Source organism: Paenacidovorax caeni (assembly GCF_001298675.1).
GTDB classification, from domain to species: Bacteria; Pseudomonadota; Gammaproteobacteria; order Burkholderiales; family Burkholderiaceae_C; genus Paenacidovorax; species Paenacidovorax caeni.
On sequence record NZ_CYIG01000020.1, the window covers coordinates 24,119 to 46,810 of the forward strand.

Genomic DNA, 22,692 nt, shown 5'->3' on the forward strand with positions numbered 1-22,692 from the left:
TATTCTTATAATTCTGAGCTGAGTCAAATTCGCGTACCTAGCGACTCTGCCAGAGCGACTGCGGCTGAAAAGCGAGCCGTTATGGCATTTCCAGATTCTCTCTCTCCCTTTTAGGAAACTGAAATGAACAAGTCCCTCGTCCTGGCTGCCGTGATCGCTGCTGCTGCCCTTGCTGCTTGCGGCAAGAAGGAAGAACCGGCTCCGGCACAGGCTCCCGCTCCCGCAGCTGCCCCCGCTGAAGCTGCACCCGCAGCCCCCGCTTCCGCTCCTGAAGCCGCTGCTTCTGCCGCCGAGGCTGCAGCTCCCGCTGCCACCGACGCTGCTGCAGACGCTGCCAAGGCTGCTGCTGATGCCGCCGCCACCGCTGCTGCTGGCGCTGCTTCCGAAGCCAAGTAATTCTTGCCGTTGCACCGTGGCCTTTTTGAGGCCTTGTGCAGCCCATAAAAAAACCGATTGCAGTTTGTGCAATCGGTTTTTTTATGGGCGCCTGGTTTCAGGGGGAACGGCATGGCACATCAAGGCAATGCCGTTTTTCCATCCGCCGAAATCTGAGATCGGGATCGACGGATGGGGCGAAGGGAATTACTTCAGATCGTCGGCGAGAACCTTGATGATGCGTGCCGCGTTCAGCGAGCTGTCCGGCGCACCAGTGGCATTCAGAACCATCACCGTGGATTTGGCGCTTTCACCGCGCACTTGCACACGGTACTTGAGCGGCGGTGTGGCCGCCGACGAGCTGCCAAACAACTTACCGAAGAAGCCTGGCTCCTTTTTGTCGGTGCTGCCGGGGTCCACGTAGCGCACGAAGTACAGGCCTTGGCTGCGGTCGCGGTCTTCCACGGTGAAGCCGGTGCGGTCCAGCGACAGGCCAACGCGGCGCCATGCGCGATCGAAGCCTTCGTCCATTTCAATTGCCGGGGCGCCGCTCAAAGTCACGGAGCGTGCTGAGGCCGGACGCTGCACGGGGGTGCTGGCCAGTGCCTTCGATTCTTCCTGGCTCACGCCCAGCTTGACCATGAGGCGGCGCAGGAATTCGGTTTCCAGCTCAGGATCGACCGGGCGCGGTTGCCACACGGTCGAATCCTTGCGCTCCGAACTGTAAACCTCGACCATGCCACGGTGGCTGATGTAAATCTCGGTGTCGCCGTTGGCGTTGCGCTCCAGGCGGGTGCGGAACTTGTCTCGTTCGCCCGTCGAGTACAGCGAGTCGAACACCTTGCCGATGGTCTGGCGGATCACGTCCTGGGGCAGCTTCGCGCGGTTTTCGGCCCAGTCGGTTTCCATGATTCCGATGTCTGGGTTTTCTGTCGCCAGGTTGAAGCCGCTGTCGGCCCAGAAGGTGCGCACCGGATCCCACAGGGCCTCTGTCGGGCGCTTGACCACCAGCCAGCGCTGGTTGCCGTCGCGTTCGATGCGCACGTCGCCCAGGCTGACGGCACCGGTCTTGGCAGTGGGCGAAGTGGGCTTGGCGTCCTGGCCGGCCTGATAGGCCGTGGCCGACACCACGCCATCTGGCGTGGTGTAACGGCTATCGCGTGCAAGCTGTGTCAAATCAGGGGGCACCTCCAGGGTGGAGCCCTTGACGGCACTCTTGTAGTCGATTTTGTCGCCTTCGAAGGAGCTGCTGGCACAGGCGCTCAAAGCCAGGGCTACGCCCAGCAGGCCTACACGGGTCGTTGTGTTCACGCGGTCGTCCTCGGTTGTCTGGAACAGGTGAAGGGTTACTGGATCACAGCAGGCCTGCAGCGCGCAGCGCGCCTTCGACCACTGGTTCGTTGGCGGTGCTCAGCGGCGTCATGGGCAGGCGCATAGTGCCCTTGCACAGACCCATGCGGGACATGGCCCACTTCACGGGGATGGGGTTGGCTTCCACGAACAGGTGCTTGTGCACGGGCATCAGCTGGAACTGGATTTCCATGGCCCGGCGCACGTCGCCCGCAAGAGCTGCCACGCACAGTTCGTGCATCAGGCGCGGGGCTACGTTGGCCGTTACGCTGATATTGCCCTGGCCGCCGCACAGCATCAGCGCAACCGCTGTCGGGTCATCGCCCGAGTAGACGGCAAAGCCCTTGGGCACATCACGAATCAGCCATTGGGCGCGCTCAATGTTGCCCGTGGCTTCCTTGATGCCGATCACGCCGGGTACTTGCGCCAGGCGCAGCACTGTGTCGTGCTGCATGTCTGCGACCGAGCGGCCGGGCACGTTGTACAAAATGATGGGCAGTTCACCGGTGGCTTCGGCAATGGCCTTGAAGTGCTGGTACTGGCCTTCCTGCGTGGGCTTGTTGTAGTACGGCACGACCTGAAGCTGGCTGTCAGCCCCGACCTTTTTGGCGAACTTTGCCAGTTCGATGGCTTCGGCCGTCGAGTTGGCGCCGCAACCCGCCATGATGGGCACGCGCTTGGCAGCTTGTTCCACAGCAACGCGAATGATTTCGCAGTGCTCTTCCACGTTGACCGTGGGGGATTCGCCGGTGGTGCCGACCACACCGATGCAGTCCGTGCCTTCCTGAATGTGCCAGTCGATCAATGTACGCAGCGTGGCGTAGTCCACGCTGCCATCCTCGTGCATGGGTGTGACGAGGGCGACGATGCTGCCGGTGAGGGGGGCGCTGGGAGAGGTCATGTCCGCAGGAAAAAACGGTAAAAGAGCATTCTAGCCAGGGATGGTCTGCGTGAACCACTCGGGCGTGTGTTGAGCCTCCCTGGAGGAGCACTTGTCCCTGGTAAAAGCCTGCCCAAAGCGTGCAGGGGCGGCGGCTATCTTGCCGCATGCAGCGTGCGCCGCCGCGCTATCCCCTGCCCAGCGCCTTGTCGACGCCCTTGTTGGCCAGGGCGTCCGCACGCTCATTGCCAGGGTCACCAGCGTGTCCTTTCACCCAGCGCCACTCGATGCGGTGGCCCGCTTGGCCCACAAGGTGGTCGAGGCGCTGCCATAGTTCGACGTTCTTGACCGGCTGCTTGGACGCTGTGCGCCAGCCCTTGGCCTTCCAGTTATGGATCCATTCGGTGATGCCCTTGCGCACATACTCACTGTCCAGGTACAGCGTGACAGCGCAAGGGCGCTTGAGTGCGGACAAGGCCTCAATCACGGCCTGCAACTCCATGCGGTTGTTGGTGGTGCCCAGCTCACCGCCAAACAACTCCTTTTCCACATTGCCCGCGCGCAAAAGTACGCCCCAGCCCCCGGGGCCCGGGTTGCCTTTGCAGGCACCATCGGTATAAATCTCGACTTGGTTCAAACTCAGTCCTTGTGAAGGTGGTGGCCGGCCCAGGTGCCTGGCGCGCGGCTGACCAGCGGGACCGAGGCCCCGGCACGTTGGCGCTGGCTGCGCCACGCGGGCTCAAGCAGGCGCATGCCATGCACGCGTTTGACCGCCACCACAAAATAAGCGGCCCCGAGTATCGGCCACCAGCGGCGGCCCCAGACGTCAAACCAGCGAAATCTCTCCAGCCATTGGCTGCTGCGCACCGCCGGGCGCCAGCAGCCGAAGTGCGTGCCCTCGACCTCGAAGTCGAGCAGCCGCAGCCAGTCGCGCAGGCGCCAGTGGCCGATGAACTCGCCGGCGTCGGGCAGGTACAACTGGCCCCAGCTCAGGCGCTGGCGTAGTCCCCATAGGCTGGCCGGGTTGATGCTGCACACCACAACCCGCCCCTCGGGGACCAGCACGCGCGCCACCTCCCGCAATACGGCATGGGGGTCGGGGCTGTGTTCCAGGGCGTGCGGCAGGAGCACGAGATCCAGGCTGTTTGCCGGGAAGGGCAGTGCCACGGGATCAGCCCACAGGGCGGGCTGCTGCACTGGCTGTGCCAGGTACTCCGTCCCAAGGGCCAGCCAGCGGTGCGTCATGCGGTTGGCGCGCAGCCCCTGCAGCCAGGGCATGCCCACCTGCAACGCGTGGTAGCCGAATACATCGGCCACGGCATCATCCAGATGCGCCTGTTCCCATTCGAGCAGGTAACGGCCCGGGGCAGACTCGAACCATTGGTGCAAACCTATAATTTCGTCGCTCATGTATTTGCTGCCACTGCCTGCTTTCGCCGACAACTACATCTGGATGCTGCACGATGGGCGCGAGGCCCTGGTGGTCGATCCAGGCGATGCTGCGCCGGTGCTGCAGGCCTTGCAAAACCTGCGGCTGCAGCTGCAAGCCATTCTAGTCACCCACCACCATGGCGACCATGTCGGTGGCTTGGCACAACTCCACGCAGCCACCCGTGCGCCCGTGTACGGTCCCGCACGGGAGGCCATCCCAGGGCCCTTCACGGGCCTGTCCCAGGGACAGGCCCTGGATTTGCTGGGATGCTCTTGGCAGGTGCTTGATGTTCCTGGCCACACAGCAGGGCACATTGCTTATTACGCTGTGCCGGACGATGCAGCACCGCTACTGTTTTGCGGCGACACGCTGTTCTCCGGCGGCTGTGGCCGCTTGTTCGAGGGAACGCCAGCCCAGATGCTGGCCTCGCTCGATCAGTTGGCTGCGCTGCCGGACGACACCCGCGTGTGTTGTGCGCACGAGTACACACTTTCCAACCTGCGTTTCGCGCATGCCGTGGAACCAGGCAACGCAGCGTTGCTCCATTACCAGGCCGAGTGTGAGGCCTTGCGTGCGCAGGGCCTGCCCACGTTGCCAGCGCGCATGGCCCAGGAGCGTGCCATCAACCCCTTCCTGCGTACGCGCGAAAAGGCGGTGGCTGCCAGCGCCCAGGCGCATGATCCCCAGGTTGATCCCCACAATGCAGTCGCGGTGCTTGCCGCGCTGCGTGCTTGGAAAAACGATTTTCGATGAAGTTATTGCACGTTCTCTTGCTCGCCGGCCTGCTGTGGCTCACAGGCTGCGCCACCACCCAGGGGGGCGCAAGCTCCTCCAGCGACGTTGCCTCTGAGTCCCAAGGAACCTCCAGCAGCCTCATACCCTCACAGCCTCTGCAGCCCATCACGCCGGCGCAAGTGCGGCGCCCCGGCGTGGCTTCGCTGACGCCACCGGCCGACCTGTGGGATCGCATCCGGCGCGGATTTGCCATGCCGGACCTGCAGACGGACCTGGTGCAGGAGCGCGAGCAGTGGTACTCCACCCGGCCTGATTACATCCTGCGCATGACGCAGCGCTCCAGTAAGTACCTGTTTCACATCGTTGAGGAACTGGAGCGCCGTGGCATGCCCACCGAGCTGGCGCTGTTGCCCTATATCGAAAGTGCCTTCAACCCGCAGGCTGTTTCCAGTGCCAAGGCCGCAGGCATGTGGCAATTCATGCCTGCCACGGGGACTTACTTCGACCTCAAGCAAAACGCTTTCCGCGATGACCGGCGCGATGTGCTCGCCTCCACCCGTGCGGCGCTGGACTACCTGCAAAAGCTGTACGGCATGTTTGGTGACTGGCACCTGGCCCTGGCCGCCTACAACTGGGGCGAGGGCAGTGTGAGCCGGGCCATTGCCCGCAATCAGCGCCTGGGCTTGGGCACCAGCTATACGGAGCTGAACATGCCTGCCGAGACGCGCTTGTATGTACCCAAGTTGCAGGCGGTAAAAAACATCGTGGCCGACCCGGACAGCTTCCGGGCCGAGCTGCCCCTGATCGCCAACCACCCCTATTTCCAGACCGTGGAGATCGATCGGGACATCGACGTGGAACTGGTGGCCAAGCTGGCCAGCGTGGACCTCAAGGACTTCCGCGCGCTGAACCCCTCGCTCAATAAGCCGGTGATCTTTGCTGCAGGCACACCGCAGATTTTGCTGCCCTGGGATAACGCCCAGGTGTTCCGCCGCAACCTGGAGGCTTACGACCAGGGCCAGTACGCGAGCTGGACCGTCTGGACGGCACCACGTACCTTGAGCGTGAGCGACGCCGCACAGCGCGTGGGCATGAGTGAAAGTGCCCTGCGTAGCCTCAACGATATTCCCCCACGCATGCTCATCAAGGCAGGCTCGGCCCTGATCGTGCCGCGTGGCAGCGCCATCCAGGAAGACGTGACTGGCCGCCTGGCCGATAACGGCCAACTGGCGCTCGCACCAGAGATTGTTACCAAGCGCACCACCGTGCGCGCTGGCAAGCGCGACACCGTCGCCAGCGTCGCCCAGCGCTACCGGGTCAGCGCCTCCAGCGTGGCCGACTGGAACGATGTGAAGCTGGGTTCGGCCTTCAAGGTTGGCCAGCAGATCGTCTTGCACCTGCCCGTGCGTGCCAGCGCGGGCAAGGGCGGTGGCGGCACGCGCAAGACCGCGCAGGCACCTGCCAGGGAGAGCAAGCCTTCGCGCCGAGGCGGTACGCCCTCGAAGGTGAAGCGCCGCTGAGAATCCGGGCGCGCTGCTTGCGGGCCGTGGCGCTGGTGGCTGTCAGCGATAGCCGATGAAGAGGATACCGATATTCACCAGAAAGGCCACCCCCCACACTGCGCTGCGCGCGGTGGCCATGTCGGCGACGTACATCATGATGTAAAAGCCGCGTAGCAGGATGTACAGGCACGCCAGCAGGTCCAGTAGGGTTTGGGGCGCGCCCAGTTGGTGGGCAATGACCACGGCGCCAATGAAGAACGGCAGCGCTTCAAAGCTGTTGGCCTGCGCCGCATTGGCGCGGGCGCGCCAATCCGTCTGGCGCGCCAGCCAGCCGCGCGGGTCGTGGTTGTCATAGCCACCCTGGCGGGAGGACTTGTCCATGCCCGCCCGCTTGGCGAGCAAAGCGCATACCAGCGGCAGCACAGCCGCAACCAGAACGCACCAGTAAGCCACCGTGAAGCGGGCAACATGCAAGGGGGTGTTCATTTCAAGCCTTTGAGGGTTCTTGCGCCCGCCAGCCGTGCGCTAGGTGCTATGAATAGGTGAGCAAAAAGAGCCGCTGTACGCTCATCGCCGATCGACCAATGCGTGGGCAATGGTACCCAGATCGACATATTCCAGCTCGCTGCCCACGGGCACGCCGCGCGCCAGCCGGGTGACGTGCAGCCCGCGCCGCTTCAGCGCTTCGCTGATGGCATGGGCCGTGGCCTCGCCCTCGGCTGTGAAGCCGGTGGCCAGAATCACTTCTTGCACCTGGCCGTCGCAGGCGCGCTCAATCAACTGGGTGAGTCCGATTTCCTTGGGGCCGACACCGTCCAGCGGAGACAGGCGCCCCATGAGGACGAAGTACAACCCGGCATAGGCGCCGGTGCGCTCCATGGCAGCCTGGTCGGCCGGGGTTTCGACCACGCACAGCCGGGCCCGGTCGCGCGCCGGGTCGAGGCAGGTGGCACACACCGGTGCTTCGGTGAAGGTGTGGCAGCGCTCGCAGTGGCGCACCGAGGTCGCTGCCGTTTGCAAGGCCAGGGCCAGTTGGCCGGCGCCCGCGCGGTCGCGTTGCAGCAAATGGAACGCCATGCGCTGTGCGGACTTGATGCCGACGCCCGGCAGAATGCGCAGGGCCTGGACCAGCGCGTCAAGCGCGCCCGCGTCTGCCATCGGTCAGAACGGGAACTTCATCCCGCCGGGCAGGCCGGGCATGCCTGCGGTGAGCTTGCCCATCTTTTCCTGCGAGGTTTCCTCGGCCTTGCGCACGGCGGCGTTGAAGGCGGCGGCCACCAGGTCTTCGAGCATGTCCTTGTCGTCGGCCAGCAGGCTGGGGTCGATGGTCACGCGCTTTACGTCGTGCTTGCAGGTCATCACAACCTTCACCAGGCCGGCGCCCGATTCGCCTTCGACCTCGATGTTGCCCAGTTCGTCCTGGGCCTTCTTGAGGTTTTCTTGCATGGCCTGGGCTTGCTTCATGAGGCCGGCGAGTTGTCCTTTGTTGAACATGCGTGTTTCCTTGCTTTCAATGGTCTAGGGTTGAACGGGCTTGATGCTGCCGGGCACGATTTTCGCGCCGTGCTCGCGCACCAGGGCCTGTACGGTCGGGTCGTTGTTCACGATATCTTCTGCCACGCGCTGGCGCTCGGCGGCCGCGGCGGCGTTGCGGCGCGCCGGGGTGTCGGTGACGGCGCCCACCTCCACCGTGAGCTGTTGGGCGTGGCCGGCGGCTTCCAGGGCGGTGCGCAGGCGCTCGCGTGCCGTGGGCTGGTTGAGCGACTCGCGCTCGACGCGAACCATCCAGTGCGCACCGTCGCGGGCCACGAGCTGGGACTGTAGAGCCAGCTCGCGCGCCAGCGCCGTAATGGCCTCTGCCGCGATCAGCGCCTGCACCGTGGTGTGCCAAAAGGCGCCATCCGGCGTGGGCGTGAAGCGCGTTGCCGCGCCGCTGCTGGCGCCCTGTCGCTGCAGGCGCGGCCCGGGCTCTGGCGCTTCGCGCACGGGAATGCGCATGACGGGTGGCGGCTCATGCGCAGCGGGTGGCTCCAGCGGTACGCGCTGTGCCACCTCCTCGATGGAGCGCACGGGCAGGGCGATGGGGGCGGCGGCATCCACTGCCATTGGCTCGGGCGGGGATTCCGGCGTGGGGAAGGTTTCCTCGAAAGGGGGCGCGGAGGTGTCAAATGCCTCGGGGACTCCCGCATCGGCCGGCGCAGGAGGCATGGGTGGCACGCCAGGGCTTTGCTCGGCGTGCGCCGCCGTGGCTGTTGGCGTGGCCGTGACGGTCTCGGAGCCCCCCGAGGGCACGGGCTCAGCAGGCGTTAGAGTTTTTTTTTCCACGCTGCCCGCTACAAACCCCGGGGGCTTGAACGCCAGCAGGCGCAGCAGCGCCATGGTGAGTGCGGCGTATTCGTCAGGGGCCAGCCCCAGCTCGGTGCGTCCGTGCAGGCAAATGCTGTAGAGCAGCTGGGTTTCGTCGGCGGGCAGCAACTGGGCCAGGCGCACGGTTTCCGCAGCCTCAGGGTCGCTGCCATCGACCGCCTCGGCCATTTGCGGTACAGCCTGCAGCACGGCCATGCGCTGCAGCACGGCGCACATGTCTTCCAGCGTGGATGCGGCGGACAGGCCGTTGACGCGCAGCGTGTCCGACGTCTCCACGACCGCGCGGCCATCGCCGAGTGCCAGCGCCTCAATCAGGCGCAGCACATGCGAACGGTCCACGGCGCCCAGCATTTGGCGCACGCCGGCTTCCTGCAGCTGGCCGCTGCCGAAGGCGATGGCCTGGTCGGTGAGTGAAAGCGCGTCGCGCATGGAGCCACGCGCCGCGCGCGCCAGCAGGCGCAGCGCCTGCGGCTCGGCGGGTACGTTCTCCTGGGCCAGCACGCGCGTGAGGTGCTCCAGCACGGTTTCGGGTGCCATCGGCCGCAGGTTGAACTGCAGGCAGCGCGAGAGCACGGTGACCGGCACCTTCTGCGGGTCGGTGGTGGCCAGTACGAACTTGAGGTACTCGGGCGGCTCCTCCAGCGTCTTGAGCATGGCGTTGAACGCCGTGTTCGTGAGCATGTGCACTTCGTCGATCATGAAGACCTTGAAGCGCCCCTGCACCGGTTTGTACACGGCCTGCTCCAGCAGGCCCTGCACCTCGTCCACACCGCGGTTCGAGGCCGCATCCAGCTCGGTGTAGTCGGGGAAACGCCCGCTGTCGATGGCTGTGCAGGCCGGGCACACGCCGCATGGCGTGGCGGTGATGCCACCCTGGCCGTCCGGCCCCTGGCAGTTCAGCGACTTGGCCAGGATGCGCGACACCGTGGTCTTGCCCACGCCGCGCGTACCGGTGAACAGGTAGGCATGGTGCAGTCGCTGCTGCGTGAGGGCGTTGGTCAGCGCCTGCACCACATGCTCCTGCCCGACCATTTCCGAGAAATTGCGCGGGCGGTACTTGCGGGCGAGTACGAGATAGGACATAGGAGGGGGATTCTAGCCGTCCCTATCCCAGAGCCCGCCGGGGCTGCAGGGGTAAGGTTTAGGCATGAAATCGTGCTCCAGCGCTTTGCTGACAAGCGCTAGCAGCTATCAAAAATGAAGTTTCAGAGCGGTTGCGCTACGAGGTCATGCCCCTGCGCCTGGACGATGCGCGCGCGCACGAAGTCGCCCACCTTGAACTGCTTGCTGATCTTCTCGGGCGGCAGCAGGTGCACCACGCCATCGATCTCGGGCGCATCGGCATAGCTGCGCCCGCGCCCGCCCTTGCGGCCCATGGCCGGTGCATGGTCCACCAGCACCTGCATGGTGGCGCCCACCCGGCTGCGCAGCTTGGTGGTGGAGACTTCTTCGGCCACGGCCATGAAGCGCGCACGGCGCGCCTCGCGCTCTGCCTGCGGCAGCATGCCGGGCAGTTGGTTGGCGTCGGCGCCATGCACATCGCTGTAGGCGAAGCAGCCCGCACGGTCGATCTGCGCCTCGCGCATGAAGTCGAGCAGGTGCTGGAATTCTTCTTCCGTCTCACCTGGAAAGCCCGCGATGAACGTGCTACGGATCACCAGATCCGGGCACATGGCGCGCCAGCGCTGGATGCGCTCCAGGTTCTTCTCGCCGCTGGCCGGGCGCTTCATGCGCTTGAGCACGTCGGGGTGGCTGTGCTGGAAGGGCACGTCCAGGTAGGGCAGCACCAGCCCTTCGGCCATCAGCGGAATGATCTCGTCCAAACTCGGGTAGGGGTACACGTAGTGCAGGCGCACCCAGGCGCCGTAGGGCGCGGCAATCTCGCCCAGCGTACGCACCAGCTCCAGCGTGCGCGTCTTGACCGGCTTGCCGTCCCAGAAGCCTGTGCGGTACTTCACGTCCACGCCGTAGGCCGAGGTGTCCTGGCTGATGACCAGCAGCTCCTTCACCCCGCCTTCGAACAGTGCCTTGGCTTCCTTGAGCACATCGCCCACGGGGCGCGACACCAGGTCGCCGCGCATCGACGGGATGATGCAGAAGGTGCAGCGGTGGTTGCAGCCCTCGCTGATTTTGAGGTAGGCATAGTGGCGCGGCGTGAGCTTGATGCCTGCCTCGCCAAAGGCGCCGGGCACCAGGTCCAGGAAGGGGTCGTGCGGCTTGGGCAGGTGCGTGTGCACGGCTTCCATCACCTCCTGCGTGGCATGCGGGCCCGTGACCGCCAGAACACTGGGGTGCACGCCTTTCACCAAGTTGCCGCCGCCATCGTCGGCACGCGCGCCCAGGCAGCCGGTGACGATGACCTTGCCGTTCTCCGCCAGCGCTTCGCCGATGGTGTCGAGGCTTTCCTTCACGGCATCGTCGATGAAACCGCAGGTGTTGACGATCACCAGGTCCGCGCCTTCAAACGTCTTGGAGGTCTGGTAGCCCTCGGCAGAGAGCTGCGTGAGGATGAGTTCGGAGTCGGTGAGTGCCTTCGGGCATCCGAGGGAGACGAACCCGACCTTGGGTGTCTTGGCGGTCGCAGAAGTCGCGGCCGCTTCGTGGGCATGTGAATTCATGGAGGTTCCGCAGGGCGGCCTGGCGGATGAGGTGGGGGCAAGGATTTTAAGCCAGCCCGCTGGATTGCCTATGTTTGCCGCTTTCTTTGATCGACGTGTAGTGCGATCGTAGGACGGGCCATGGACTTTGGGCGAGTCCATGGCCCAACGCCCGCGCGGGGCGAACTCAGGTGCCGCTGTGGTAGCTGGTCACGCGTTCCACTTCATTTTTCGAGCCCAGGATCACGCTCACGCGTTCGTGCAATTGCGTGGGCTGAATGTCCAGGATGCGCTGGCGTCCGTTGGTGGCCGCACCGCCCGCCTGTTCGACGAGCCAGCCCATGGGATTTGCTTCGTACATCAGGCGCAGCTTGCCGGGCTTGTTGGGCTCGCGCTTGTCCCAGGGGTACATGAAGACGCCGCCACGGCACAGGATGCGGTGCACGTCGGACACCATGCTGGCGATCCAGCGCATGTTGAAGTCTTTGCCGCGCGGGCCTTCCTTGCCCTGCAGGCATTCGTCGATGTAGCGCTTGACCGGCTCGTCCCAGTGGCGCATGTTGCTCATGTTGATGGCGAATTCCTTGGTGTCCTCGGGAATGCGCACGTTTTCGCGCGTGAGCACGAAGGAGCCCTGCTCGCGGTCCAGCGTGAACATGGCCACGCCGTCGCCCACCGTGAGCACCAGCGTGGTCTGCGGGCCGTAGATGCAGTAGCCGGCGGCCACCTGCTGGTTGCCGGGCTGCATGAAGTCGTCCTCGGTCACGCCGGGGTGGCCCTCGGGTTTCTTGAGCACGCTGAAGATGGTGCCGATGCTGACGTTCACGTCGATGTTGGACGAGCCGTCGAGCGGGTCGAACATCAGCAGGTATTCGCCCAGCGGGTAGCGGTTGGGCACCAGGTAGATGCCTTCCATTTCCTCGCTGGCCATGGCGGCGAGGTGGCCGCCCCATTCGTTGGCTTCGATCAGGGTTTCGTTGGCGATGATGTCCAGCTTCTTCTGCACTTCACCCTGGATGTTCTCGGTGCCGGCGGAGCCCATGACTTCGCCCAGCTCGCCCTTGTTGACGGCGAGGGCGATGCGCTTGCAGGCGCGTGCCACCACTTCGAGCAGCAGGCGCAGCTGGCCGGGAATGAGGCCGTCCACGCGCTGCTGCTCCACCAGGTAGCGGGTCAGGCTGATGTTCTTTTGCTTCATGGTTTCAAACTCCTTGGTCAATCGGTGCCGTCAGCCAGCGCGCGCGTTACGACTTCGCGCACGTCGTTGGACAGGTCGGTCTTGGCGGCCACGCGGGCAATGGCTTCGCGGGCCGCGGTGCGGTAGGGCTCGGCCAGCTTGCGCCAGCGGTCCAGCGCGCGCGACAGACGGGCGGCCACCTGGGGGTTGAGGGCGTCGAGTTCCAGCACGCGGTCGGCCCAGAACACGTAGCCCGCCGCATCGGCGCGGTGGAAGGCGCCCGGATTGGCGCTGCAGTAGCTGAAGATCACGCTGCGCGCGCGGTTGGGGTTCTTGAGCGAGAACTGCGGGTGCTTCATGAGCTGGCGCACGGCCGGCAGCACGTCGCCGCCACGGTCGGGCGCGCTGGCCTGCAGGGCGAACCACTTGTCGATGACCAGCGCCTCGTCTTTGAACAGGGCATGGAAACGCGCCAGCGCCGGCTGGGCCAGCTCGTGGCCGCTGCTGACGAGGGCCGACAGCGCATTAAAGCGGTCGGTCATGTTGGTCGCCGTCTTGAAGCGCTGGTAGGTCTTGCCGGGCCAAACCGTGTCCCCGCTGGTGCGGGCCGCCAGGCACAGCATGGACAGCGCCAGGCCAGCCAGCGCGCGGCGGCCGGTGCTCACCGCATCAGGCCGGTAGGCACCGCAGTCCTGGTGCTCTTCCCAAGCCCAGGCCCAGTCGGCCTGCAGTTCGTCGGCCAACTGGGCACGCATGGCTTCGCGAACCGCGTGGATACGCTGCGGATCGACCACGTCGAGCTGCTCGGCGATGTAGGCCTCGGAGGGCAGGGTGAGCACCAGCTCCTTGAACGCCGCGTCAAGCTGCGGGTGCCGCAGCACCTCGCGCATGGCCTGCACGAATGCGGGGTGCAAGGGTTTTTCGGCTCCAGCGCTTTCCTGGTCTGCGCTACCAGCTATTGCATTGATAGCAAAGCGCAGTGCCAGGCGCTGGCCCGCTTCCCAGCGGTTGAACGCATCGCTGTCGTGGGCCAGCAGGGTCAGCAGTTCGGCATCGCTGTAGGCGCAGTCCAGCACCACCGGGGCGCTGAAACCGCGCAGCAGCGACGGCACGGGTGCGCTATCCAGGTGGACGAAGGTGAGCGTCAGCTGCGGCTCGGCCAGCACCACGGTACGCTCGGTGGCGCCAGGTGCGGCTTCGCCGGCCAGTTGCAGCGGCAGGGCGGTGCCGTCCGGCGCCAGCAGGCCCAGGGTGACCGGGATGACGAAGGGCTGCTTCTCTGCTTGTCCCGGCGTGTGTGGGCAGCTTTGCGTCAGCGTGAGGGTGTAGCTGCGGGCCGCTGCGTCGTACTGTCCTTCGGCTCGCACGCGCGGCGTACCGGCCTGGCTGTACCAGCGCTTGAAGGGCTCCAGCCGATTGGCAAGCTCACTGCCCGGGTTGGCGTCGGCAATGGCCTGGGCGAAGTCGTCGCAGGTTACGGCTTGGCCGTCGTGGCGCTCGAAGTAGAGCTTCATGCCCCGGGCGAAGCCCTCGCGGCCCACCAGGTTGTGCTGCATGCGCACGACCTCGGCACCCTTTTCGTAGATGGTGACGGTGTAGAAGTTGTTGATTTCAACGTAGCTGTCGGGCCGCACCGGGTGGGCCATGGGGCCGGCATCCTCGGGGAACTGCACGGTGCGCAGCACGCGCACGTCCTCAATGCGCTTGACGGCGCGTGCCGAGGCGCTGCCCGCCATGTCCATGCTGAATTCCTGGTCGCGGAACACGGTCAGGCCCTCTTTCAGCGAGAGCTGGAACCAGTCGCGGCAGGTGACGCGGTTGCCGGTCCAGTTGTGGAAGTACTCGTGCCCGACCACGCTTTCGATGTTGGCGAAATCGACATCGGTCGCGGTGGACTGGCTGGCCAGTACGAACTTGGTGTTGAAGACGTTCAGGCCCTTGTTCTCCATCGCACCCATGTTGAAGTCGCTGGTGGCGACGATCATGAAGCGGTCGAGGTCGAGCGAGAGGCCGAAGCGCGCCTCGTCCCAGGCGATGCTGGCCATGAGCGAGTTCATGGCGTGCTCGGTCTTCTCCAGGTCGCCGGGGCGCACGTACACCTGCAGCAGGTGCTCGCGCCCCGCGCGGCTCTTGATCTTCTGCTCGCGTGCCACCAGCTTGCCGGCCACCAGGGCGAACAGATAGCAGGGCTTTTTGTGGGGGTCGACCCACTTGGCGAAATGCCGGGGGCCGTTGGGGCCGTCTTCCAGCGCGCCGCTGTCCACCAGGTTGCCGTTGGACAGCAGCACCGGGTAGGCCACCTTGTCGGCGCGCAGCGTGACGGTGTAGCTGGCCATCACGTCGGGCCGGTCGAGGAAGTAGGTGATGCGCCGGAAGCCCTCGGCCTCACACTGTGTGAAGAAGGTGTCGCCGCTCACGTACAGGCCCGACAGCTGGGTGTTCTTTGCCGGCGCGCAGGTGGTGAAGATCTCCAGCTCGAACGGCGCATCGCCCTCGGGCAGGTTCTCCAGCACCAGTTGGCCACCTTCCATCTTGAACGAGGTGCCCGCGCCGTTGACCAGCACGCGCGCCAGGTTCAGCTCTTCGCCATCGAGGCGCAGCGGCTGGGGCGCCACGGCCGGGTTGCGGCGCAGGCGCATTTTGTTCAGCACGCGGGTCTTGACGGGGTCGAGGTCGAATGCGAGGTCCACCGTGTCGATCCAGTACGCCGGAGGCGCATAGTCGAGGCGGTGGATGGCGGTGGCTTGTCCTTCTTTCATCATGCTTCCTTAAACGCCCTGCTTGAGCGAGGCTTCGATGAACACGTCCAGGTCGCCGTCCAGCACCTTCTGTGTGGCGGAGACTTCAACGTTGGTGCGCAGGTCCTTGATGCGGCTGTTGTCCAGCACGTACGAGCGGATCTGGTGGCCCCAGCCCACATCGGTTTTGGTGTCTTCCAGCTTCTGCTGTTCTTCCATGCGCTTGCGCATCTCGAAGTCGTACAGGCGCGAGCGCAGGCGCTGCCACGCCACATCGCGGTTGCTGTGCTGGCTGCGGCCGTCCTGGCACTGCACGACGATGCCGGTCGGAATGTGCGTCAGGCGCACGGCCGAGTCGGTCTTGTTGATGTGCTGCCCGCCCGCACCGGAAGCGCGGAAGGTGTCGGTGCGCACGTCGGCAGGGTTGATGTTGATCTCGATCGAGTCGTCGATCTCGGGGTAAACGAACAGCGAGGCAAACGAGGTGTGGCGGCCGCCCGAGCTGTCGAACGGGCTCTTGCGCACCAGGCGGTGCACGCCGGTTTCGGTGCGCAGCAGGCCATAGGCGTATTCGCCCTCGATCTTGATCGTGGCACTCTTGATGCCGGCCACGTCGCCAGGGGTTTCGTCTTCCACCGTGGCCTTGAAGCCCTTGCGCTCGGCGTACTTCAGGTACTGGCGCAGCAGCATGCTGGCCCAGTCGCAGGCCTCGGTGCCACCGGCGCCGGCCTGGATGTCCACGAAGCAGTTGAGCGGGTCGGCCTCGTTGCTGAACATGCGGCGGAACTCCAGCTCCTCGATCAGCGGGCGCAGCTTGGCGGTTTCGGCCTCGATGGTTTCCAGGCCCGTGTCGTCGCCTTCTTCCTTGCTCATTTCATAGAGCTCGGCGTTGTCGGCCAGTTCGGTGGTGAGCTTTTGCAGCGTCAGCACCACGGCGTCGAGCGACTTCTTTTCCTTGCCCAGTTCCTGGGCCTTTTTCGGGTCGTTCCAGACGCCGGGGTCTTCCAGCGAGGCGTTTACCGTGCGCAGGCGTTCGTACTTAGCATCGTAGTCAAAGATACCTCCGTAACTCTTGCGTCCGGTTCGACAGGTCTTCGAGGGTGGTGCCGATGAGGTTGATGCGTTCTGCTTCCATGGTGCGGGTGTCCTGGCTCTTGATTTGAAATAACCCGCGATTTTCTCATGGGATGCTTTTCCCGCCGGCGCGCCGCTGCGCGGGGCGTGTCGCGCCACACCGGTAAACCCGATGTGGCGCGGCACCCGGCTTACAGCACGAGCCCGGGTGTTGAGCTGCGCAACTGGCCGGTCAGATCCGACGCCACCATGTGCAGGGTGTAGTACTCCACTGGCGGTGGAGGCGCTTGCAGGGTCACCAGCCAGTCCCCTTCTGGGGCCGTGAGCGCGATATCGGCAGGCTCCCAGGCATGGGTTTCCAGGTTCAGGCGCTGCGGCTGGTACTGTTCGCCAGGGGACAGCGTGAGCATGGCGGCGGAGGAGCCCGCCAGCGTGCCCTGCGCGACGAACCAGCGGATGCGCAGGCGGCCGTCGCTCTCGCGCATGGCCATCAGCAGGCCGTTGTCGTCGCGGCCGCCGTCCACCCGCAGCACGGGAATCTGGTACAGGCTGTCGTCCTGCGGGTCTTCCGGCAGCAGCGTGACGAACTGGCCTTGCACCATGGGCCAGAGCTGGTGGCGCGCCATGCGTATCTGCTGGTCCTGGACGGTGGCCGCCTGCATCGACACCGCCATGCCGTCCACGGCCAGGGCGCAAAAGCCTTCGTCGAACGGGCGCGTGAGCACCGGCAACGCCTTTTGCAGCGTGGGGCGGGGCACCGTACGCACGTCGGCCACGGCCACGCCGCCCTCGATGCGGGGCGTGCCCACGTCGATGTACGGCATCTGGTCGCTGGCGGCAAAGGCCGTATAGGTGTCGATGAGCGCGTGGTAGGTCGATGAGAACGGCACCGCGCGGTATTTCGCCAGCAGTTGGGCATTTAGCGTGGAGTAGAGCGGGAAATACATCATCAGGCCATAGGCGTCGTCTTCGCCGCCATCGGCGTGCACCACCATCGCGCCGAAGGCCGCGTCGAACTGGCTGACCAGTGCCGCCGGCAGCATGTCCACCTTGGCGAGTTCATGGATCCATGACTTCACGTCCACCAGGTCCGCATCGGTCTGGAACAGGTTGGACTGGAAGTCCTGCGCCGCGCGCCGCGCCACGGCGATGGCCCACCAGGCTTGCAGCCCCTGGGAGGCAATGGCGCTCTGGAGCGTGAGCGCCACCTGGTCCAGCACCTGCACCAGCGCCGCGGTCTTGCCCAGGTCGGAGACCGAGTAGGCCGTGAAATCCAGCGGGTCGGTTTCGTCGAACGCCTTGTAGCTGTCCACGATGGCGCGGCCCAGGGCGTCTCCCCTGGCTTGCGGGTTGGCGGCGATGAAATCCACTACCTTGGTCCAGTCCCAGCCGGTGGTGACCTCCTCGGAGCCCACCAGGTAGCGGCCGTGCGGGGCCAGCCCCGAGGCCACCTCCAGGCTGGCCATCAGGCAGCAGTCGAAGCCGATCAGTTCGAAGCCCACGCCCGCGTTCTTCAGCGCCGAGGCAATGTCCGCCAGCGACAGCGCCTTGCCGCCACCCAGGGCCTTGTCGTTGCCGAAGCCGTGGATGGGGCCGCCGCCATGGTCCCACAGCGCCAGTGCGTACTGCCTGGCCGGGAACAGGCGCGTGCCCCACTGGATGAAATCCTGCAGCGTCTGCGGCAGGTTCATGGCCACGGCGGGCGGTTGCTGGACATCCGGCAGGGCCTGCAGCGCCCAGCCCTCGGCCGTGCCCGGGCGCGGCACCAGGCGGTAGCGGCGCGTTTCCTGCATGTCGATGCCCGGGTATTGGCCTGCCGTGGCGCCACCGCCGATCTGCAGCACCACGCTCACGTTGGCGCTGTTGCGTGCCTTGAGCATGTTGAGCAGGTCGCGCTCGGCGCCGCTGCCATCCAGCAGGTCCGAGGCCACCAGATACACCAGCAGCGTGGTCTGCGCCGTGCTCGGCAAGTCCTCGCTGGGGCCGCTGCCACCGCAGGCTGTGAGCAAGCCCAGCAAGGGCAGGGCGGCGGAGTGCTGAAGCAGGGTGCGTCGTTTCATGCGGAGATCCTTCGGGTTGCGCAAATGCGCTGCAGTCTAGAGAAGCGTGCAGAGGGCGTCCATCGTACAAATGCATTAAGCGCATGTGCATGCGCTGTGCGCTCTCATGCCCAGAAATGCCGCCGTGCGGGGGCGCAGTCGTGGTGTCGCTGCGACCGATGGACTTCATTTTTGATAGCTTCTAGCGCTTGCTGCAAGCGGTTTTCAGGCCAAAATGCTGCGTATTCCAAGCCTGCGGATAATCCCCGCCCATGATTAGCAAGAACAGAGCCACGCTCATCGGCCTCATCGCCATCGTCCTGTGGGCCTCCATCGTGGGGCTGATCCGTGGCGTCAGCCAGGGGCTGGGGGCCACGGGGGGCGCGGCCATGATCTACACCGTCGCCTCGGCGCTGCTGCTGGCCACGGTGGGCTTCACGCGGCTGCGCGACATGCCCCGGCGCTACCTGTTCTGGGGCAGCCTGCTGTTTGTTTCCTATGAGCTGTGCCTGTCGCTGTCTATCGGCTACGCCAACACGGGGCAGCAGGCCATCGAGGTGGGCATGGTCAACTACCTCTGGCCCACTTTCACCATGGTGGCGGCCATCCTTTTCAACGGGCAGCGCGCCAACTGGCTTGTGGTGCCAGGGCTGCTGGTGTCGCTGGCCGGCATTGGCTGGGTGCTGGGGGGCGAGCGCGGCGTGGACCTGGCGGGCATGCTGGAGAACGTGCAGGACAACCCCCTGAGCTACGGGCTGGCCTTTTCGGGCGCGCTGATCTGGGCCGCTTACTGCGCCGTCACGGCACGCATGGCCGAGGGCAAGAACGGCATCACGCTGTTCTTCATGCTCACGGCCCTGGCGCTGTGGGGCAAGTTCCTGGTGGGCGGGGGGGGCGGCATGCACTGGAGTGTGCCCACGGTTATCCAGCTGGCACTCGCGGCGGCGGCCATGGGGTTCGGCTATGCGGCGTGGAACGTGGGCATCCTGCATGGCAACGTCACCATCCTGGCGGGGGCGTCGTATTTCATCCCGGTGCTCTCGGCCTCGCTGGCGGCGGCGCTGCTGCGGGTGCCGCTGCCGGCCTCGTTCTGGATCGGCGCGTTCATGGTGTGCGGCGGGGCCATCCTGTGCTGGCTGGCAACGCGGGGCCGGGCGAGCTAGCCGTCTTGCCGCCTCGCTGCGTCACGCAGCGGACATGCCGCGCCGGGGTGGTGCTTTCATAATTTGCCGCATGACCACCTCCCTTCGCTCCACCCTCGATTTTTTGCTCTACGACTGGTTGCAAGCGGGTTCGCTCACCGCGCGTGCGCGCTTCGCCGACCACTCGCGCGAGACCTTTGATGCCGTGCTCGATACCTGCGAGCGCATCGCGCGCGAGAAGTACGCGCCGTTCAACCGCACTGTGGACACGCAAGAGCCGCAGTTCGACGGCGAGAAGGTCATCCTGCCGCAGTGCACCTATGACGCGCGCAAGGCCTTTGCCGACAGCGGCATGCTCAGCGCCGCGCAGGACTATGAAATGGGCGGCATGCAACTGCCCTACGTGGTCGAGTCGGCGGCGGGCAGCTTCTTCGCCTGCGCGTCCATCAGCATCGGCTCCAACTTGCTGACCACCGGCAACGCCAACGCCATCCTGGTGCACGGCACGCCCATGCAGCAGCAGGTGTTTGCCGCCAACGAGTTCAACGGCCGCTGGGCGGGCACCATGTGCCTGAGCGAGCCGCAGGCTGGCTCTTCCTTGAGCGACATCACCACCCGCGCCGAAGCCGATGGCGAGGGTTTCGAGGCCGACCCGCTGGGCCCGCGCTACCGCCTGCGCGGCAACAAGATGTGGATCAGCTCGGGCGACCATGAGCTGACCGAAAACATCGTGCACCTCGTGCTGGCCAAGATTCCGGGGCCCGACGGCAAGCTGGTGCCGGGCGTGAAGGGCATCTCGCTGTTCATCGTGCCCAAGAAACTGGTGGACACCGAAGGCAACCTGACCGGCGAGCGCAACGACGTAGCCCTGGCCGGCCTGAACCACAAGCTGGGCTGGCGCGGCACCACCAACACGCTGCTGAATTTTGGCGAAGGCAAGTACCCCGTGCGTGGTGGTGCGGGCGCCATCGGCTACCTGGTGGGCAAGCCGGGCGAGGGCCTCAAGTGCATGTTCCACATGATGAACGAGGCGCGCATCTCCATCGGCATGGCCGCCACCATGCTGGGCTTGGCGGGCTACTACGCCAGCCTGGACTACGCCAAGACGCGCCTGCAGGGCCGTCCGGTCGGCAATGGCGGCAAGGACGCCAGCGCGCCCCAGGTGCGTCTGATCGAGCATGCCGACGTCAAGCGCATGCTGCTGGCACAAAAGAGCTACAGCGAGGGCGCGCTGGCGCTCAACCTGTATTGCGCCAAGCTGGTGGACGAGGGCCGCACGGGCGATGCCGAGGCCGCCGCCCAGGCCAAGCTGCTGCTGGAGGTGCTCACGCCCATCGCCAAGAGCTGGCCCAGCGAGTTCTGCCTGGAGGCCAACTCGCTGGCCATCCAGATCCACGGCGGCTACGGCTACACGCGCGACTTCCCGGTGGAGCAGTACTGGCGCGACAACCGCCTGAACATGATCCACGAGGGCACGCACGGCATCCAGGCCGCCGACCTGCTGGGCCGCAAGGTCGTGATGCAAGGCGGAGCCGGGCTGCAGCTGTTGGCGCGCACCATCGAAGCCACCCTTGCCAAGGCGCGCCAGCACCCGGCGCTGGCGGTGTACGCAGGCCAGCTCGCCCAGGCGCTGCAGGACGTGGGCGAAGCCACCCAGGCCGCCTGGGCCACGGGCAACCCGGGCGAGGCCCTGGCCAATGCCGTGCCCTACATGCAGGCCTTCGGCCATGTGGTGTTGGCATGGATGTGGCTTGACGTGGCGTGCAGCGTGCTCGCTGCGGATGCTACGCTTTCAGTAGCTGCTAGCGCTGGCCGCATGGGCGCTACACGCTATTTCTTTCATTACGAGCTGCCGAAGATCGGCGCCTGGCTGGCCGTGGTGCGCACGCGCGATGCCACCTGCGCAGGGCTGGCCGAAGACGCCTTCTGAGACGCTTGCGGGCAGCCAAACCTGTGCCAATCGCACAGGCGACAGCCGCGCTGCCCGGCTCTCTTCACAATACTTTTTCGCAAGAACCACTATCAGGAGAACACACCATGGCGCGCAGCGTGCAACAACTTTTCGATCTCACGGGCCAGACCGCCCTCGTCACCGGCGGCTCGCGCGGTCTGGGCCTGCAGATGGCGCAGGCGCTGGGCGAAGCGGGCGCGCGTGTCATGCTCACCTCGCGCAAGGCGGCGGACCTGGAGCAGGCCGCGGCCGAGCTGCAGGCCCAGGGCATCGACGCGCGCTGGATCGCCGCCGACTGCGCCAAGGAGGAGGACATCGCCCGCCTGGCCTCTGAGACGCTGCAGCGCATGGGCCATGTGGACATTCTCGTGAACAACGCCGGCGCGAGTTGGGGCGCACCGGCAGAAGACCACCCGCTGGCCGCCTGGGACAAGGTCATGAACCTGAACGTGCGCGGCTACTTCCTGCTGTCGCAGGCCATCGCCAAGCACAGCATGATTCCGCGCCAAAGCGGCCGCATCATCAACATCGCCTCCATCGCCGGGCTGGGTGGTAACCCCGTGGGCATGAAGACCATTGCCTACAACACCTCCAAGGGCGCGGTGCTGAATTTCACGCGCGCCCTGGCGGGCGAGTGGGGCGTGCACGGCATCACGGTGAATGCCATCTGCCCCGGCTTCTTCCGCACCAAGATGGCCGAGGTGCTCATCGACACCCTGGGCGAGGATGAAATGAAGCGCCACGCCCCCCTGCGCCGTCTGGGCGACGATGAAGACCTCAAGGGCATCACCATGCTCTATGCCAGCGCCGCAGGCAAGCACATCACCGGCCAGTGGATGGCGGTGGACGGTGGCGTGAGCGCGCTCGTCGGCGGCTGAGCGGCGACGGATGGACACCGGCACAACGCAGCGCATGCGCGAATTCGGCGCTGACATTCCCTTTGTCCACACGTTGGGCTTTCGCCTGGCGCGGGCAGAGCATGGCGAGTCGGAGCTGCACTACGAAGCGCAGCCCGGGCATCTCAATTCCTTCGGCGTCACCCATGGCGGCGCCAGCATGACGCTGCTGGACGTCACCATGGCCATCGCCGCGCGCAGCGTGGCGCCGGGCATGGGGGCCGTCACCATCGAGATGAAGACCAGCTTCCTGCAGCCCGCACGCGGCCCGCTGGTGGCGCGTGGGCGGCTGCTGCACCGCACGCGCGCCATGGCCTTTGTCGAGGGCAGCGTGTTCGACACCCAGGGCAACCTGTGCTGCCATGCTTCGGGCACGTTCAAGCTCGTGCCCGCCGCGCAGGCGGGGGGCACCGTGGCGTCCGACTGAGCCTTTTTTA

Annotated in this window: 20 protein-coding genes; 7 read left to right on the forward strand and 13 right to left on the reverse strand. The window is 65.7% G+C overall.

The features are described 5' to 3' along the window. Positions 1-123: 123 nt before the first annotated feature. Positions 124-396, forward strand: coding sequence for a hypothetical protein (locus BN2503_RS10135; RefSeq protein WP_054256540.1), 273 nt, complete (start codon positions 124-126; stop codon positions 394-396). Between the two features lie 186 nt (positions 397-582). On the opposite strand, the gene bamC is transcribed toward BN2503_RS10135, so the two are convergent. From bamC to BN2503_RS10155, 4 genes are all read right to left on the reverse strand, one after another. Beyond that, positions 583-1,686, reverse strand: coding sequence for an NlpB/DapX family lipoprotein (bamC, locus tag BN2503_RS10140; RefSeq protein WP_054256541.1), 1,104 nt, complete (start codon positions 1,684-1,686; stop codon positions 583-585). Between the two features lie 43 nt (positions 1,687-1,729). Then, positions 1,730-2,626 carry a 4-hydroxy-tetrahydrodipicolinate synthase gene (dapA, locus tag BN2503_RS10145; RefSeq protein WP_054256542.1) on the reverse strand — a complete coding sequence of 299 codons (897 nt, stop codon included), beginning with the start codon at positions 2,624-2,626 and terminating at the stop codon, positions 1,730-1,732. A 166-nt stretch (positions 2,627-2,792) separates the two neighbouring features. After that, a complete protein-coding gene (gene rnhA / locus BN2503_RS10150; RefSeq protein ID WP_054256543.1) occupies positions 2,793-3,242 on the reverse strand; it encodes a ribonuclease HI in 450 nt (149 codons plus the stop codon). A gap of 2 nt (positions 3,243-3,244) precedes the next feature. Next, positions 3,245-4,015 (reverse strand): class I SAM-dependent methyltransferase, encoded by a 771-nt coding sequence (locus BN2503_RS10155; protein WP_054256544.1) that lies wholly within the window; start codon positions 4,013-4,015, stop codon positions 3,245-3,247. On the opposite strand from BN2503_RS10155, the gene gloB reads away from it, so the two are divergent. After that, the gene (gene gloB, locus BN2503_RS10160) at positions 4,014-4,790 is read left to right on the forward strand and encodes a hydroxyacylglutathione hydrolase (RefSeq protein ID WP_054256545.1); all 777 of its coding nucleotides are present in this window, start codon (positions 4,014-4,016) and stop codon (positions 4,788-4,790) included. The genes BN2503_RS10155 and gloB overlap by 2 nt on opposite strands. Continuing rightward, positions 4,787-6,292: a transglycosylase SLT domain-containing protein gene (locus tag BN2503_RS10165; RefSeq protein ID WP_054256546.1), complete on the forward strand. Its 1,506-nt coding sequence runs from the start codon at positions 4,787-4,789 to the stop codon at positions 6,290-6,292. Before gloB ends, BN2503_RS10165 begins: the two co-directional genes overlap by 4 nt. A 42-nt stretch (positions 6,293-6,334) precedes the next feature. Here the strand turns inward: BN2503_RS10165 and BN2503_RS10170 are convergent, their stop codons facing one another. The 9 genes from BN2503_RS10170 to BN2503_RS10210 all read right to left on the reverse strand — a co-directional run bounded on the left by BN2503_RS10170 (position 6,335) and on the right by BN2503_RS10210 (position 18,287). Continuing rightward, positions 6,335-6,760: an MAPEG family protein gene (locus BN2503_RS10170; RefSeq protein WP_054256547.1), complete on the reverse strand. Its 426-nt coding sequence runs from the start codon at positions 6,758-6,760 to the stop codon at positions 6,335-6,337. Positions 6,761-6,841: 81 nt separating this feature from the next. Then, positions 6,842-7,432 (reverse strand): recombination mediator RecR, encoded by a 591-nt coding sequence (gene recR, locus BN2503_RS10175; protein ID WP_054256548.1) that lies wholly within the window; start codon positions 7,430-7,432, stop codon positions 6,842-6,844. 3 nt (positions 7,433-7,435) lie between these two features. Continuing rightward, positions 7,436-7,768: a YbaB/EbfC family nucleoid-associated protein gene (locus BN2503_RS10180; RefSeq protein WP_054256549.1), complete on the reverse strand. Its 333-nt coding sequence runs from the start codon at positions 7,766-7,768 to the stop codon at positions 7,436-7,438. Positions 7,769-7,792: 24 nt separating this feature from the next. Further along, on the reverse strand, positions 7,793-9,724 hold the full coding sequence (gene dnaX / locus BN2503_RS10185) for a DNA polymerase III subunit gamma/tau (RefSeq protein ID WP_054256550.1): 1,932 nt from the start codon (positions 9,722-9,724) through the stop codon (positions 7,793-7,795). A gap of 122 nt (positions 9,725-9,846) precedes the next feature. Then, positions 9,847-11,259 carry a 30S ribosomal protein S12 methylthiotransferase RimO gene (gene rimO / locus BN2503_RS10190; protein ID WP_054256551.1) on the reverse strand — a complete coding sequence of 471 codons (1,413 nt, stop codon included), beginning with the start codon at positions 11,257-11,259 and terminating at the stop codon, positions 9,847-9,849. A 166-nt stretch (positions 11,260-11,425) separates the two neighbouring features. Then, on the reverse strand, positions 11,426-12,436 hold the full coding sequence (locus BN2503_RS10195) for a class 1 fructose-bisphosphatase (protein ID WP_054256585.1): 1,011 nt from the start codon (positions 12,434-12,436) through the stop codon (positions 11,426-11,428). Positions 12,437-12,453: 17 nt separating this feature from the next. After that, positions 12,454-15,174: an aminopeptidase N gene (gene pepN, locus BN2503_RS10200; protein ID WP_054256586.1), complete on the reverse strand. Its 2,721-nt coding sequence runs from the start codon at positions 15,172-15,174 to the stop codon at positions 12,454-12,456. A gap of 9 nt (positions 15,175-15,183) precedes the next feature. Next, positions 15,184-16,288 (reverse strand): peptide chain release factor 2 gene (gene prfB, locus BN2503_RS10205; RefSeq protein ID WP_139235409.1). Its coding sequence is split into 2 segments (ribosomal slippage): positions 15,184-16,206 and positions 16,208-16,288, totalling 1,104 coding nucleotides; the frame shifts between segments, so codons are not numbered across the junction. A gap of 130 nt (positions 16,289-16,418) precedes the next feature. Beyond that, a complete protein-coding gene (locus tag BN2503_RS10210) occupies positions 16,419-18,287 on the reverse strand; it encodes a clostripain-related cysteine peptidase (RefSeq protein WP_054256553.1) in 1,869 nt (622 codons plus the stop codon). A gap of 251 nt (positions 18,288-18,538) precedes the next feature. Here BN2503_RS10210 and yddG point away from each other — a divergent pair, with 251 nt between their 5' ends. The 4 genes from yddG to BN2503_RS10230 all read left to right on the forward strand — a co-directional run bounded on the left by yddG (position 18,539) and on the right by BN2503_RS10230 (position 22,682). Next, the gene (gene yddG / locus BN2503_RS10215; protein WP_054256554.1) at positions 18,539-19,429 is read left to right on the forward strand and encodes an aromatic amino acid DMT transporter YddG; all 891 of its coding nucleotides are present in this window, start codon (positions 18,539-18,541) and stop codon (positions 19,427-19,429) included. Between the two features lie 70 nt (positions 19,430-19,499). After that, positions 19,500-21,338, forward strand: a complete 1,839-nt coding sequence (locus BN2503_RS10220) for an acyl-CoA dehydrogenase (protein WP_139235410.1) — start codon at positions 19,500-19,502, stop codon at positions 21,336-21,338. Positions 21,339-21,445: 107 nt separating this feature from the next. Then, positions 21,446-22,237 carry an SDR family oxidoreductase gene (locus BN2503_RS10225; protein WP_054256556.1) on the forward strand — a complete coding sequence of 264 codons (792 nt, stop codon included), beginning with the start codon at positions 21,446-21,448 and terminating at the stop codon, positions 22,235-22,237. A gap of 34 nt (positions 22,238-22,271) precedes the next feature. Then, positions 22,272-22,682, forward strand: coding sequence for a PaaI family thioesterase (locus tag BN2503_RS10230; protein WP_054256587.1), 411 nt, complete (start codon positions 22,272-22,274; stop codon positions 22,680-22,682). The last annotated feature ends 10 nt before the right edge of the window (positions 22,683-22,692 follow it).

Coding starts and splice junctions, on each gene's coding strand:
- BN2503_RS10180 (WP_054256549.1), bottom strand. CDS start 7,768: ATGTTCAACAAAGGACAACTCGCCGGCCTCATGAAGCAAGCCCAGGCC.
- BN2503_RS10195 (WP_054256585.1), bottom strand. CDS start 12,436: ATGAAGCAAAAGAACATCAGCCTGACCCGCTACCTGGTGGAGCAGCAG.
- BN2503_RS10220 (WP_139235410.1), top strand. CDS start 19,500: ATGACCACCTCCCTTCGCTCCACCCTCGATTTTTTGCTCTACGACTGG.
- recR (WP_054256548.1), bottom strand. CDS start 7,432: ATGGCAGACGCGGGCGCGCTTGACGCGCTGGTCCAGGCCCTGCGCATT.
- yddG (WP_054256554.1), top strand. CDS start 18,539: ATGATTAGCAAGAACAGAGCCACGCTCATCGGCCTCATCGCCATCGTC.
- rimO (WP_054256551.1), bottom strand. CDS start 11,259: ATGAATTCACATGCCCACGAAGCGGCCGCGACTTCTGCGACCGCCAAG.
- dapA (WP_054256542.1), bottom strand. CDS start 2,626: ATGACCTCTCCCAGCGCCCCCCTCACCGGCAGCATCGTCGCCCTCGTC.
- BN2503_RS10170 (WP_054256547.1), bottom strand. CDS start 6,760: ATGAACACCCCCTTGCATGTTGCCCGCTTCACGGTGGCTTACTGGTGC.
- BN2503_RS10135 (WP_054256540.1), top strand. CDS start 124: ATGAACAAGTCCCTCGTCCTGGCTGCCGTGATCGCTGCTGCTGCCCTT.
- BN2503_RS10165 (WP_054256546.1), top strand. CDS start 4,787: ATGAAGTTATTGCACGTTCTCTTGCTCGCCGGCCTGCTGTGGCTCACA.
- dnaX (WP_054256550.1), bottom strand. CDS start 9,724: ATGTCCTATCTCGTACTCGCCCGCAAGTACCGCCCGCGCAATTTCTCG.
- BN2503_RS10225 (WP_054256556.1), top strand. CDS start 21,446: ATGGCGCGCAGCGTGCAACAACTTTTCGATCTCACGGGCCAGACCGCC.
- BN2503_RS10155 (WP_054256544.1), bottom strand. CDS start 4,015: ATGAGCGACGAAATTATAGGTTTGCACCAATGGTTCGAGTCTGCCCCG.
- BN2503_RS10210 (WP_054256553.1), bottom strand. CDS start 18,287: ATGAAACGACGCACCCTGCTTCAGCACTCCGCCGCCCTGCCCTTGCTG.
- BN2503_RS10230 (WP_054256587.1), top strand. CDS start 22,272: ATGCGCGAATTCGGCGCTGACATTCCCTTTGTCCACACGTTGGGCTTT.
- gloB (WP_054256545.1), top strand. CDS start 4,014: ATGTATTTGCTGCCACTGCCTGCTTTCGCCGACAACTACATCTGGATG.
- pepN (WP_054256586.1), bottom strand. CDS start 15,174: ATGAAAGAAGGACAAGCCACCGCCATCCACCGCCTCGACTATGCGCCT.